Annotated in this window: 12 protein-coding genes; 6 read left to right on the top strand and 6 right to left on the bottom strand. The window is 71.0% G+C overall.

All coding sequences use genetic code 11. The annotated features are described in order from the left end of the window. Nucleotides 1-315 carry a helix-turn-helix domain-containing protein gene (locus BXA11_RS45535; protein ID WP_083744774.1) on the top strand — a complete coding sequence of 105 codons (315 nt, stop codon included), beginning with the start codon at nt 1-3 and terminating at the stop codon, nt 313-315. On the opposite strand, the gene lat is transcribed toward BXA11_RS45535, so the two are convergent. Then, nucleotides 223-1,509 carry an L-lysine 6-transaminase gene (gene lat / locus BXA11_RS33725; protein WP_076441101.1) on the bottom strand — a complete coding sequence of 429 codons (1,287 nt, stop codon included), beginning with the start codon at nt 1,507-1,509 and terminating at the stop codon, nt 223-225. The genes BXA11_RS45535 and lat overlap by 93 nt on opposite strands. Before the next feature lie 236 nt (nt 1,510-1,745). Between lat and BXA11_RS33720 the strand changes: the two genes are divergently transcribed. Together BXA11_RS33720 and BXA11_RS33715 are read left to right on the top strand one after the other, a co-directional pair. After that, nucleotides 1,746-3,101 carry a transaminase gene (locus BXA11_RS33720; protein ID WP_204053959.1) on the top strand — a complete coding sequence of 452 codons (1,356 nt, stop codon included), beginning with the start codon at nt 1,746-1,748 and terminating at the stop codon, nt 3,099-3,101. Next, on the top strand, nt 3,098-3,544 hold the full coding sequence (locus BXA11_RS33715) for an Lrp/AsnC family transcriptional regulator (RefSeq protein ID WP_030511648.1): 447 nt from the start codon (nt 3,098-3,100) through the stop codon (nt 3,542-3,544). The genes BXA11_RS33720 and BXA11_RS33715 overlap by 4 nt, the downstream gene beginning before the upstream one ends. Nucleotides 3,545-3,547: 3 nt before the next feature. Here BXA11_RS33715 and BXA11_RS33710 read toward each other — a convergent pair whose 3' ends face one another. Next, complete coding sequence (locus BXA11_RS33710; RefSeq protein WP_083744773.1) at nt 3,548-5,203, bottom strand: penicillin-binding transpeptidase domain-containing protein; 1,656 nt, start codon at nt 5,201-5,203, stop codon at nt 3,548-3,550. A gap of 32 nt (nt 5,204-5,235) precedes the next feature. On the opposite strand from BXA11_RS33710, the gene BXA11_RS33705 reads away from it, so the two are divergent. Further along, nucleotides 5,236-6,078, top strand: a complete 843-nt coding sequence (locus tag BXA11_RS33705; RefSeq protein ID WP_036408802.1) for a spermidine synthase — start codon at nt 5,236-5,238, stop codon at nt 6,076-6,078. 264 nt (nt 6,079-6,342) lie between these two features. Here BXA11_RS33705 and BXA11_RS33700 read toward each other — a convergent pair whose 3' ends face one another. Next, nucleotides 6,343-8,628 carry an HNH endonuclease signature motif containing protein gene (locus tag BXA11_RS33700; RefSeq protein WP_083744772.1) on the bottom strand — a complete coding sequence of 762 codons (2,286 nt, stop codon included), beginning with the start codon at nt 8,626-8,628 and terminating at the stop codon, nt 6,343-6,345. A 115-nt stretch (nt 8,629-8,743) separates the two neighbouring features. Then, a complete protein-coding gene (locus BXA11_RS33695) occupies nt 8,744-9,205 on the bottom strand; it encodes a MarR family winged helix-turn-helix transcriptional regulator (RefSeq protein WP_076441095.1) in 462 nt (153 codons plus the stop codon). Between the two features lie 66 nt (nt 9,206-9,271). Here BXA11_RS33695 and BXA11_RS33690 point away from each other — a divergent pair, with 66 nt between their 5' ends. Continuing rightward, entirely contained in the window at nt 9,272-10,141 is an 870-nt protein-coding gene (locus tag BXA11_RS33690; RefSeq protein ID WP_076441093.1) for a nitroreductase/quinone reductase family protein, read from the top strand. On the opposite strand, the gene BXA11_RS33685 is transcribed toward BXA11_RS33690, so the two are convergent. Beyond that, the gene (locus tag BXA11_RS33685) at nt 10,138-10,404 is read right to left on the bottom strand and encodes a 4a-hydroxytetrahydrobiopterin dehydratase (protein WP_036408806.1); all 267 of its coding nucleotides are present in this window, start codon (nt 10,402-10,404) and stop codon (nt 10,138-10,140) included. The two genes, BXA11_RS33690 and BXA11_RS33685, sit on opposite strands and share 4 nt — an antisense overlap. A 47-nt stretch (nt 10,405-10,451) precedes the next feature. Here BXA11_RS33685 and BXA11_RS33680 point away from each other — a divergent pair, with 47 nt between their 5' ends. Next, complete coding sequence (locus BXA11_RS33680; RefSeq protein WP_076441091.1) at nt 10,452-11,093, top strand: class II aldolase/adducin family protein; 642 nt, start codon at nt 10,452-10,454, stop codon at nt 11,091-11,093. A 4-nt stretch (nt 11,094-11,097) separates the two neighbouring features. On the opposite strand, the gene BXA11_RS33675 is transcribed toward BXA11_RS33680, so the two are convergent. Next, complete coding sequence (locus tag BXA11_RS33675; RefSeq protein WP_076441089.1) at nt 11,098-12,672, bottom strand: DUF885 domain-containing protein; 1,575 nt, start codon at nt 12,670-12,672, stop codon at nt 11,098-11,100. Between the last annotated feature and the right edge of the window lie 6 nt (nt 12,673-12,678).

The raw sequence follows: 12,678 nt of genomic DNA, 5'->3' as shown, positions 1-12,678 counted from the left end.
ATGAGAATCGACGACCGCACCGGAATGGGGCTGAGCAAGCGCGAGGCCGAGGTCATGGAGCTGATCGCGACCGGTCACTCCAACGGCGAGATCGCGCGGCTGCTGTTCCTGAGCGAGAAGACCGTGAAGAACCACGTCAACCGCATCTACGCGAAGCTGGGCGTGGACTCGAGGATGACGGCCATCTGCCGGTGGCGCGGCGAACCCGCGCCACCCGCGCCGTCAGCCCCCGGCCCGATCCCCGGCGAGGACGGCGCGCAGCCCGGCCAGGCCGTACTCAAGCTCGTCCGGCTGGACGGACAGGGCAGGGCGTAGCCGTACGGACCGCTCGCCGCAGCGCAGGACCAGGATCGCGCGTTCCTCCCGGAGCCGGGCGACCAGGCCGCCGGGGTCGGGAACGTCGAAGGCGCACATCAGCCCGCGTCCGCGCGCGTTGGCGACCAGGCCCTCGGCCTCCAGGCCCTGGAGGGCGCCCAGCAGCTTCTCGCCCAGGATGGCCGCCCTCGGGATCAGGGCGTCGCGCTCGATGATCTCCAGCATCCGGCGGGAGCGCACCATGTCGGCCAGGCCGCCGCCCCAGGTGGAGTTGATCCTGCCGCTGACCCGGAACACGTTGTCGGGCACGAGGTCCACCCTGCGGCCCGCCATGATGCCGCCGACCTGGACCTTCTTCGCGAATGCCACGATGTCGGGGGCCAGGCCGAGCTGCTGGTACGCCCAGGGGGTGCCGGTCAGGCCGACGCCGGTCTGCACCTCGTCCATGACGAACAGGGCCTCGTACTCGTGGCAGAGCGCCTGCATCGCCTGGAGGAACTCGGGGCGCATGTGGTTGTCGCCGCCCTCGCCCTGGATGGGCTCGGCGATGAAGCAGGCGATGTCGTGGCGGAACCGCTCGAACGCCTCCCTGGCCTGCGCGAGCGCCCGCTCCTCCGCCCGCTCGACGTCCCCGAAGTGGATGGCGGGGACGTCCACGCGCGGCCAGCAGAAGCGGGGGAACCTGTCGGTCTTGACGGGGTCGGTGTTGGTGAGCGAGAGCGTGTAGCCGCCCCGGCCGTGGAAGGCCCGCGTGAGGTGGAGGACGCGCGTGCCGAGGCCGGGGTGGCGGCCGTGGGCCTCATTCCAGCGGCTCTTCCAGTCGAAGGCGCACTTGAGCGCGTTCTCCACGGCCGCCGAGCCGCCCTCGACGAAGAACAGGTGCGGCAGCTCGGGGTCGCCGAGCACCCGCCGGAACGTCTCCACGAACTCGGCGAGGTGGACGGTGTACATGTCGGAGTTGGCCGGCTTGTTGGCGGCCACCCGGCCGAGCAGTGCGACGAACTCCGGGTCGTCGGCGAACGGGTTCACCCCGAGCGGCGACGACGCGAAGAACGTGTAGAAGTCGAGGTATCTCCGGCCGTCCCGAGCGTCGACCAGCCAGGAGCCGGCGCTCCTGTCCAGGTCGAGCACGAGGCGGTAGCCGTCCACGAGCAGGTGCCGTGCGAGGGCGTCGTGCACAGTGGTGGGGTCCATTTCGCCTCCGCGTCATACTGGGAAACGAGATGATTCCCTCACATCAGGGCATCTATGTGAAGGGTTTCCGCCTAGATAGCACCTCAAGAGAACATTTTTCAGGCCACAAGGGTAGGTCCCACGCCCGAGAAGCTCATCACGGGCAGACTGCTGACGATTCGAATCCGATTGTGTACCTTTGCTTCAGATTCCGTGGGTTTATACGGAGCGCAGCGATCTTTTCTGAGGCAGGGATGATGATCGACCGTAGTCGGCTGGCCCGGTTGCTCGACCGCGAGCGCGACGCGTTCCGGAAGCGCAACCCGCGCTCGGCCGCCGCGTACGAGCAGGCGAGAGGTCACCTGTTCGGCGGCGTGCCGATGACGTGGATGAACAAGACGGCCGCGGGTTTCCCGCTCTACCTGGCCGAGGCCCGCGGCGCCCGGGTCACCGACCTGGACGGCCACGAGTACGTCGACCTCTGCCTCGGCGACACCGGCGCGATGGCCGGGCACTCCCCTCAGGCGACCGTGGAGGCCGTCGCCGACCGGTTCGGCCGCCGGGGCGGCGCCACGGTGATGATGCCGACCGAGGACGCCGCCTGGGTCGGCGCCGAGCTGGGCCGCCGGTTCCGCGTGCCCTACTGGAGCTTCTCGCTGACGGCCACCGACGCCAACCGATGGGCGATCCGGCTGGCCAGGGCGATCACCGGCAGGCCCAGGATCCTCGTGAACAGCTACTGCTACCACGGCAGCGTGGACGAGGTGCTGCTCGTGGTCGGCCCGGACGGCCGGCAGGTGTCCCGCGAGGGCAACGTCGGCGCTCCGGTCGATCCCACCGTCACCTCGCGCGTCGTTGAGTTCAACGACCTGCCCTCGCTGGAGCGCGAGCTGGCGTACGGCGACGTCGCGGCGGTCCTCATGGAGCCCGCCCTCACCAACATCGGCATCGTGCTGCCCGAGCCCGGCTACCTGGAGGGTGTCAGGGAGCTGACCCTGCGGTACGGCAGTCTGCTGATCAACGACGAGACGCACACCTTCTCGGCGGGCCCGGGCGGCTGCACGAAGGCGTGGGACCTGACCCCCGACATCGTCACGATCGGCAAGGCGATCGGCGGCGGCATCCCGAGCGGCGGCTACGGCCTGTCCGCCGAGGTCGCCGCGCGCGTCGAGGCGATGGACGGGCTCGACCTGGTCGACATGGGCGGTGTCGGCGGCACGCTGGCCGGCAACGCCCTGTCGGTCGCCGCCATGCGCGCCACCCTGGAACACGTGCTCACCGACGACGCGTTCGCCGCCATGACCGAGCTGGCGACCCGCTTCACCAAGGGCGTCCAGGAGGTGATCGACGCGCACGGCCTGCCGTGGTCGGTCACGCAGCTCGGGGCGCGCGCCGAGTATCGCTTCACCAATCCCGCGCCACGCAACGGCGGCGAGTCGAACGCGGCCGGCGACCCCGACCTGGACGACTACCTGCACATCTACCTGGCCAACCGGGGCGTGCTGCTCACGCCGTTCCACAACATGGCGCTGATGTCCCCCGCCACCACCGAGGCGGACGTGGACCTCCACCACGAGGTGTTCGCCGCGGCCGTGGCGGACCTGGTCTCATGACGCTCGACGAGGTCGACCGGGTCCTGCTGCGCGAGCTGCAGCGGGACGGCAGGGCCTCCTACACCGCGCTCGCCGAGGCCACCGGCCTGTCGGCTCCCGCCGTACGGCAACGGGTGCAGCGGCTCCGCGACGAGGGGGTCGTGCAGATCGTCGGCGTCACCGACCCGATGGCGTTGGGCCTGCCGGTCATGGCGCTGATCGGCGTCCGCGTCGACAGCGACGTGCACGAGGTCGCGGACCGGATCAGCGAGCTGTCCGGCGTGATCTACGTGGTGCTCACGGCGGGCTCGTTCGACCTGTTCGCCGAGGTGGTGTGCCGGGAGCCCGCCGAGTTGCTCAGCGTGCTCAACGACCACGTCAAGCGGGTGCCGGGCGTCACCAGGGCCGAGGCGTTCACCTACTTCGGGATCCACACGCACCGGTTCGCCTGGCCCGGTGTGTGAGGCTTAAAGCGCCCTCAGGAAGCGAGCGGCGATGGGGACGGCGGCGCCACGGCCGGTGCCGCCGTGCTCGACGAACACGGCGAAGGCGAGGTCGCCCCGATAGCCGATGAACCAGGCGTGGTCCTGCCCGCCCCGCCCGTCCTCGGCGGTGCCGGTCTTTCCCGCGACCCCCTGCGGAAGGCCGGCACCGGCGGCGGTCCCGTCGATCGTGACCGCGCTCATCAGCGAGCGCAGCCCATCCGCCACGTTGGACGGCAGCGGCACGCTCTGCGGCAGCTCCCCCTGCGGCGCCTCGTCCGCCAGCGGGCGGACCGGCCGCCACTCGCCGCTCTCCACCGCGGCGGCGACCAGCGCCATGCACAACGGGGTCGCCTCCACGGTGCCCTGTCCGAAGGAATCCTCGGCGAGCGCGTCCGTGCTGTCCGGCCGCCGCAGGCTGCCGCACGTGCTCGTGCCGGCGTTCTCCCCCGACACGCCGAAGCCGAACGCCCTGGCCTGGTCGACCAGCGTGTCGCCGTTCAGCCGCTCGACCGTCAGCCGGGCGAACGTGGTGTTGCACGACAGGGCGAACGCCTGGCGCAGCGTGACCGTCCCGTGGTCCTCGTTGTGGTAGTTCTGGATCGACCGATTGAAGGGGATCTGGTAGGACGCCGGGCACTCCACCGTACTGTCGGGGGACAGCCCGTTGTTGAGCAGCGCCGCCGCCGTGACCGTCTTGAACGTCGAGCCGGGGGGGTATTTGTTCTGGAATGCCCCCAGGCCGCCCAGCCGGTCGGCGACCGCGAGGATCTCCCCCGTGGACGGCCGTATGGCCACGACGGCGCCCCGTTGCACGCCGTCGAGCGCCCGGGCCGCCGCGGCCTGCACCGCGTAGTCGATGGTGGTCCGTACGCCGGCCGGCGGCTTCTCCGGCTTGTAGGACAGAACGGTCTTCGCCGGCATGCCCGGGTTGTCGACCTCCAGCTCCCATCCCACGGCCACCCCCGTCGCGGGCGCCACCCCCTGGCTCACCAGGTTGTCGAGGTACGCCTCGGCGCCCGAGTCCCGCGGGAACTCCCGCCCTCCCCTCGTCACCGGTCGCAGCGGCCCCACGTCCGGCTCGGTCCTCACGAGACTGCCGCCGGGCTGGATCTCCGGATGCAGGACGGACGGCGACCAGACGACCTTCCAGGTGAGGTCGCGTACCGCCAGCTGCAGACTGGAGTCGAAGCGCCAGGTGCCGGCGTCCTGCTCGTCGCGCTCCTGGGTGAAGGGAATCTCGGCCGTCTCCTCCCCGGTGCGTACGAGGTCGCCCACCGTGATCCGCAGCGACTTGGAGAGGGCGGCGTCCTCGAACTCGCGGTGCTGGTCCGCGAAGTCGTCCGGGGGATCCTCGACCAGCTCGCGCATGGCGTCGTAGTCGCTCTTGACCCAGGCCTGGAAGTAGGCGGCGGCCGTCTCGTCCGGAGAGCCCTCCGGAGAGCTTGCGGGAGACGGCTCGGGAGAGGACACCGGGCGGAGCTGGAGCGTCTGCGGTCCGCCGGGCGCGGACGTCCCCCGCGGCGCGGCGACGAAGTCCGAGACCGGATCCTGCATGCCGGAGACAATGAGTCCGGCAACGCCGAAGACGAAGATGGCCGCGGCGACCATGAGGAGGGCGAGCAGGGCCCTGTTCCGCATACGGTTCTCATATCACGCGAAAGGAGTCATAGGTGGCAAGGAGCAGAGAACCGTTGCCAGGCCGCTATCCGGTGACCTTCGGCGAGGTGGAGCTCCTGCGCGACCTCGACCGGCCCGACGGGTGGATGCTGATCAGGGACGGCGTGCCTCAGTCGTACGTCGACCTGACCGATCCCACCTATCTGGACTTCTCGTACACGCAGCTCATGGCGAGTGTGATCGACTGCCTGCCCGAAGGCCCGCTCGACGCCGTCCACATCGGCGGCGGGGCGTGCACGATCCCGCGGTACATCTCCGCGCGGCGGCCCGGCTCCCGGCACATCGTCGTGGAACCCGACGCCGGGCTGGTTCAGCTCGTACGCGACCAGCTCAACCTCAAGTCGGTGCCCCGGATGAAGGTCCGGGTGGTGGACGGCCGCGCGGCGACGACAGGCCTCGGTGACGACTCGGCCGACCTGTTCGTGCTCGACGCGTTCTCGGGCGCGACGATGCCGGTCGAGCTGGCGACCGTCCAGTACATGACGGAGATCGCCCGCGTCCTGCGCTCCTCCGGCATGGCACTGATCAACGTGGCGGACGGCAAGGGCCTGCCGTTCGTGAAACGGGTCGCCTCCTCCGTGAGCCGGGTCTTTCCGCATGCCGCGCTACTGGCCGAGCCCGGCATCCTGCGTGGACGCAGATTCGGCAACGTCGTCCTGGCGGCCTCGCGCGGCGACCTGCCCATCGAGGCGCTCACCAGGAAGGCGGCGGGTGGTCTCACCCAGGCGCGATGCCTGGCGGACGAGGACCTGACCCGCCTGGTCGCGGGCGCCCCTCCCATCCACGACGGCGACGCCGTCCTCTCCCCCGTTCCCCCGCCGGGGCTGTTCGACTAGCTCACGAAGCTTGGCCGAACCTGCGCACGGTTCGCGGGACTCGGCCGAGCGCAGGATTTGCGGGCCACAGCCGAGGCGACGCAGGATTTGCGAGCCTCGGTCGAGCCGGCGCACGGCGTACGGTGTGCGGCGCACTAGCCTTGGCCCCGGTCACTGCGCCGGAAGCAACCTCCGGTCCTCGCGAAGCCCGCTCCGCTGGGCCTTCGCTGCGGTCCTCGCTTCCTTCCGCTCCGCTCCCTCGATCCCTCGCGTCGGCCCTGGTCGTCATTTCCGTAGCCGTGTGGCTGCGAGTGGGTGGTAGGTGAAGGTCCAGCGGTCGGTGCCGGTTTGGCGGCGGGTGTAGCGGTGGGGGTGCTGGTAGCGGTCGCGGTTGTGGAACTGGCAGGCCGGGCCCAACAGCTTCAGGTCCGTGAGTCCGCCGGTGCTCCAGTCGTCGGCGTGATCGATCTGGCACATCGTCGCCGGGAGCGGGCAGCCGTCGACCCAGCAGGTGGCATACCGGGCGAAGATCGCCCTCCGTTGGGCGGGGGTGGCCAGGCGGACCTTGCGGCCCATGTCGAGCACCTGCCCTTCGGCGTCCATCACCAGCCGCAGGAGAGTCGAGGTGCGGGCGAGGCGGTGCACGCTGGTGACGGGCAGCATCTGCCCGGTCGCCAGCAACAACCCCGGCACCGTCCCCAGCAACGCCCCTGGCGCTATCCCGAACAGCGCCCCCGGCTCCGTCCCGCGTAGCCTCCCCGGCGGCTCTCCGGCCGATGCGGTGTCCTGCCCACGCGGGTACTCCCCCGCAGGCCGAGGCCCGGCGTGGGTACGCCGCGCGGAGTTGTCCTCGGGAGGAGGATCCGGCTGCGCTGCCTCGGAAGGCGCTGTGCCGCAAGGTGTTATGCCCGAAGGCGCCGGGTTCGAAGGCGCTGCGTCCGAAGGCGCTGGGTTCGAAGGCCCGCCACCGTCTGCAGGCCATGCTGACCCGCGCCGCACCGCGTCCGGTGCCCCAGTCTGTGCCACAGCACGGCCGCAGTCATCGCCCTCTACGGGCGCGGTGTCGTCGCCCTCGGCAGAGACGGCGCTCGCGGCCTTACGCGGCTCACACTCACCGGCCCGCCGCTCACCAGCCCCGCGCTCACGGGACGCGCGCCTACCGGTCCCACGCTCAGAGGTTCCGTACTCATCCGCCCCGCGCTCGCCAGGTCCGGGGTGGCGGGACTCCTCATCGCGGGGACCGGTGGTGGCACGGTCGGCGCTTCCGGCACCGGCGTCCGCGGCTCCATCGGCACCGGCATCGCTCCCCGCACTGGCGTCCGCGGCTCCATCGGCACCGGCATGTGCCTCAGTCTCGGCTTCGGCGGGGTCGCTGGTGGCGGCCTCGCCCGGGGCAGAGCCGCTGGTGTCGTCGGCGGCGGGGGCAGAGGTGTTGGTGCCTTCGGCGGTGGCGGCGAGGTCGGAGTCGGCAGGGTGGGGGTCGCTGGCGTCGTCAGTGGCGGGGTCGGTGGCCGGGTCGGCGGGGAGGGATTCGGCGTTGACCAGGACCAGGAGTTCGGTGGCGATCTTCTGCTCCAGCAGGGCGATGAAGGCATCGGCCTGGCGCACGCTCAGCGGCCGGTCATCGCCCTCCGCGCGGGGTTTGGCGTAGGCGTCCAGCAGGGCCCGCAGCCGGGCGGCCGCTTCGCGGGGGAGGGAGAACTCCCCTTCCAGGCCGCCGCCCCGCCCAGGGCGCACCCGCAGGAATCGCCGCCCGTACTCGGCCCGCTCATCACGGTCCTCTCCATCAGGGTCCAGCACCGCCCGCAGGTAGCGGCCGGCTTTGGCCACCTCCGCCGCGCCTGCTTTGGTTGCGAGCTCCAGCAGGATCGGCTCGGCCACACCGGCGTGCTCATCGGACAGGTTCGCGGTGGCGGTGCAGATGGCCTCCACCACCCCCGCCGCCAACTGCCCGGCGGCGAACCTCTCCCGCACCCGCGGCAGACGCGCCAGCTCCACCGCCAACGTCAGCAGACGTCCCGCACCGCCGACACTCATCCCGGCGGCGGTACGCAGCCAGCTGCGGGTGGAGGCATGCCCATGCTGCTTGGCCCGCCCAGCGGCATGCACGCGCCCCACCCGATCGGCCAGCGCGCAGGTGATCCGGTCCCGCGCGAACAGCAAATCCTCCGCCTCAGCAAGACAGACATCCGCATCCTCGGGAAGCGGCGCCAACGCCAACGCCTGCGCCGACTCCCGCAACGACCCCACCAGCACCCACGACGACCGAGCACGAGAGCGACCACCTGCGCCAACCCCATGACCATCGGCACCAAGGTCATCGGCACGCGGGCCGTCCGCGCCGGCGGCGTCCGCACCCGGGCTGCCTGGGCTCCCGGTGCCGGGCGCGCCGTTGCTCGTGTTCGCGCTCGTGTGCCGCGGCGGCTGGAGGTCGATGATCGGAAAGTACTCGCGGGCGGAAGAGCCATCGGCAGACCACAACGGCGAGCCCGCGGTCAACCGGTCCCACCAGCCGTCGCCAGTGTTATTCGAACGACGAGGGCGGTCGGGATCGATATCGAACAGATCCATCGCACCTCCTCATGGGATTCGAAAACCTGTATGAATTCTTTCACGCTCCGTGAGCACGCGGCAAGCTCGCGGGCCGACAAGCTGGGATCACAGGCGAGACCTAGGGCCCGATCGATTACTCCGCGTCACCGGTGACGGCTCGCTCGTACGCCCGGAGCGTCTCGACGAACATGCGCCGCTGCTCGCTCGTCAGCGGCCCCAGGGCGCTGCGCCACGCACCGGCGCCACGGGCGAGCCAGGCGTCGACGGCCTCCCGATTGGCCTCGGCGATGCTCACGATCGTGCGACGGCGGTCCGCGTCGTCCTCGCGGCGGTCCACGACCCCCTTGCGGCTGAGGTCGCCCACCATCAGGCTCACGGTCGCCGGGGTGACCTCCAGCCGGGCGGCGAGCTCGTTTACCGTGAGCGGACCGTCGAACAGCAGGTAGGACAGCAGCGACAGGTGGCGTGGCGCCAGATCGAGCGTCCGGAGCGACTCGGGGACCGGCATGCGCTTGGCCCGCCCCACCAGACGCGGCATCAGCAGCAGGAGGGTGCGAACCCCCTCATCCAGGCTCAGTCCCTCATCCGTTGACATAGATAGATCTCCAAAATAGCTTTGCTATCAAAGCAAATACTTCTGAGGCTCGGGAGTCATCGTCGCATGTCCGAATGGAACGACAAGATCATCGAAGAGTTCCGGGCGAATGCCGGCGTGGTCGGCGGACCGTTCGAGGGGACACCGCTGATCCTGCTGACGACCACCGGCGCCAGAACGGGCGCGGCCCGAACGAACCCGGTCGCCTGCCGGCGTGACGGGGAAAGAATCCTGGTGTTCGCCTCCTACGCGGGCGCGCCACGCCACCCGGACTGGTATCACAACCTGCTGGCCAATCCCACCGTGACCGTCGAGGCGGGCGACGGGACGACGATCGAGACGTTCACCGCCACGGCCGTACCGCTCTCGGGCGAGGAGCGCGACCGCATGTACGCCCGGCAGGCCGAGCTGGCGCCGGTCTTCGCCGACTATCAGGCCCGTACCTCCCGTGTCATCCCCGTCGTCGCCCTCTATCGGCGAGACCGCGAACGCGCCCGGGCGCTCGGCGACGAGCTGGTGCGGATCCACGACGGGCTGCGGGCGGAGATGGCCGCGCTGCTGGCCGCGGTCGAGGACGGGCTCGCCGCGGGCAGCCCGGTGAGCCTGCCGGGTCGCGGCCTGGAGGGAGCGCTGCGGGAGCGCTGCCTGTCCTTCTGCACGGCCTTCCACGAGCACCATGTCAACGAGAACGAGCGGGGCTTCCCCCTGCTGGAGCGGACCTTTCCGGGGCTGGCCCCGACCCTCGACCGCCTGCGCGAAGAGCACGTGCGGCTGGCCGGGATCAGGGAGGACCTGCGTACGGCGGTGGGCGAGGCGGGCACCGGCGACCCCGCCGCTCTCATGGACAGGCTCACGCGCCTGTCGGCCGAGCTGGAGGCCCACTTCGCCCGCGAGGAGGAGCAGCTCCTCACCGCGCTGAACGCGCTCCAGATCTAGGACTGTCCGGACTCGTGGTCGGCCACGATGGCGTCGATGCGGGCGGCGAGCTTGTAGTCGAGGTCGGTCAGACCGCCGGCGTCGTGGGTGGTCAGCGCCAGGTGGAGGGTGCGCCATCGGATGTCGATGTCGGGATGGTGGTTGAGCGCCTCGGCCTGCTCGGCGATGTCGTTCACGATCGCGATGGCCGTACGGAAATCTCGGGCGACCACGGTCCTGCGGATCGTGTCTCCCTCTCGGCGCCACTCGGAAGCCTCGTACATGGAATCAGGACATCACGAAACACGGCCCATTGTGTAGATTCGCCCGCGTGGACGAGCAGGCGGGCGAGCAGGTGGACGAGCTGCGGCGGGAGCTGTGCGAGTACGGGCGGCGGGCGGCGGCCCTCGGCCTGGTGATCGGCACGTCGGGGAACCTGAGCGCCCGGGAGGGCGACCTGGTCGTCGTCACGCCCTCGGGCGTGGCGCTCGACCGGCTGCGCCCGGAGGACTGCCCTGTGGTCGACCTCGAAGGGCACGTTGTGCAGGGGGAGCGCAAGCCCTCCTCCGAGACGCCCATGCATCTCGCGCTGTATTCGGCGACGGGGGCCCGGGCGGTGGTGCACACCCACTCGGTCTTCGCGACCGTGGTCGCCTCGACCATGACCGAGCTGCCGCCGATCCACTACAACGCCCTGCTGCTCGGCGGCGCCGTCCGGGTCGCCCCTTACGCGACCTACGGCACGCCGGAGCTGGCCCGCAACGTCATCGCCGCGATCGAGAACAGGCAGGCCGCCCTGATGGCCAGTCACGGCGCGGTGACGATCGGCGGCGGCCTCGAGCAGGCGTTCGAGGCGACGCGCCTGCTCGAGTGGCTGTGCGAGGTCTACGTCCGCGCCCTCGGGGTGGGCCGGCCCGCGGTGCTCACCGAGGACCAGCTCACCGCCGTCATCGAACGCGCGTTCAGCGGCTGAGCTCTCAGCCGAGCACGACCTTCCGGGCGAGGCCGAGCGGGAGCCCGCCGGAGCCCGCGATCGTGTCGTGGAAGGTCCGCAGATCGCCCGTGTAGTCCGCCCGGATGCGCTCGATCTCCAGCGCTCCCGTGAGGTAGGAGGGCGCCTGCGTGGGCCAGGCGCAGTAGCGGCTGACCTCCCCTGCGGCGGTGCCCGGCGACAGCGACGCCTTCGTGGTCAGGAACTCCTCCGCCTGCTCGATCGACATGTCGTCGCAGTGCAGCGCGGTGTCCACCACGATCCGGGCGGCCCGCCAGATGCGGCAGTCGAGGTGGGCGAGCTCGGTCTCGGGCGTGTCGAAGTAGCCCTGCTCGTGCATGAGCTTCTCGACGTAGAGCCCCCAGCCCTCCACGAAGTAGGGCGTACGGAAGATCTTGCGGGCGCGGTGCGGGTTGCCGGCCATCCAGGACAGGTGCCAGTGGTGGCCGGGGTACCCCTCGTGCACGCTGATCGAGGGCATCTGGGGGCGGGAGTTGGTCCGCAGCCGCTGCCGCACCTGCTCCTCGGTGAAGCCGTCCGGCGTGTACGGCACGAAGAACACGCCGTCGCGCGAGGACGACAGCGGCGGCGGGGCGAGGTAGCTGGCCACGGCGATGATGGGCCGCTGGAACTCCGGCGACGGCTCGACCCGGCACACCTCCCCCTCGGGGAAGGTCACCAGCCCGCGCTCGCGGACGAACTCGCGCGCCCGCAGCGTCTCGGCCTCATACTCGGCGCGCATGGCCTCCAGGGTCGGCGGGTGGTCGTCCATGAGCGACTCCATCGCCTCCCGCCAGCCGGCGGAGCCGAGGCGGGCGGCGACCTCGGTCATCCGCGTGTCCAGCTCGGCCCAGGCCTGGCGGCCCTTCTCATGCAGCTCGGCGGCGCCGTAGCCGAGCATCTCCTGTTCGCGCAGCAGCGCGGAGTAGAGCTCCTCGCCCATCCGCCAGGTGCCCCTGGCCTCGAAGCCCTCCAGGAACCGGACCAGTCCGTCGAACGCGTCGGCGGCCGGCTCGGCGGCCCGCGCCAGCCGCGCCCGCAGGTCCGGATCGCCGATCAGCGCGGGCAGCGTCTCGGTCAGGAAGCGGCGTCCCGTACGGGCCTGGTCGAGGCCGCGCCTGACGAGCAGGTCGGCGGCGAGGTCGGGGTCCAGGTTGGCCTGGCAGGCGGCGAGGACGGCGGGCACCTCGGCCAGCCGTGCGACGGCGGCGTCGACCAGCTCGGCCTCCGGCTTGAGGCGCTGCTGGAACGGCGTGAACATCGACCCGAAGATGACCCCGAGGTAGGCGGCCGGTTCGCGCCGCCACTCCGGCCAGCGGGCCTGCGCGATCTGCCCGCGCAGGTGGGCGGCGACCAGGTCCCTGTCGATCCCGTCTTCGGGACTCTCGGGCGTCGACTCCGACAGCTTGCGCAGCCATTCCTCGGCCGCCCGCTCGCGCGCCGTGAAGGCGCTCGCGCTGAGATCGCCCAGCGTGCGGTCGTATCCGTCGGCCCCCAGGAGGGCCGCCCTGACCGGGTTCTCGGCCAGGTACCAGTCGATGAACTCGTCCACCAGCGTCATAGCGCT

Origin of the sequence: Microbispora rosea, assembly GCF_900156315.1 — a bacterium.
Classification (GTDB): Bacteria; Actinomycetota; Actinomycetes; order Streptosporangiales; family Streptosporangiaceae; genus Microbispora; species Microbispora rosea.
The sequence above is the reverse complement of the archived record's forward strand: the minus strand, read 5'-3'. Positions and strand labels throughout refer to the sequence as shown.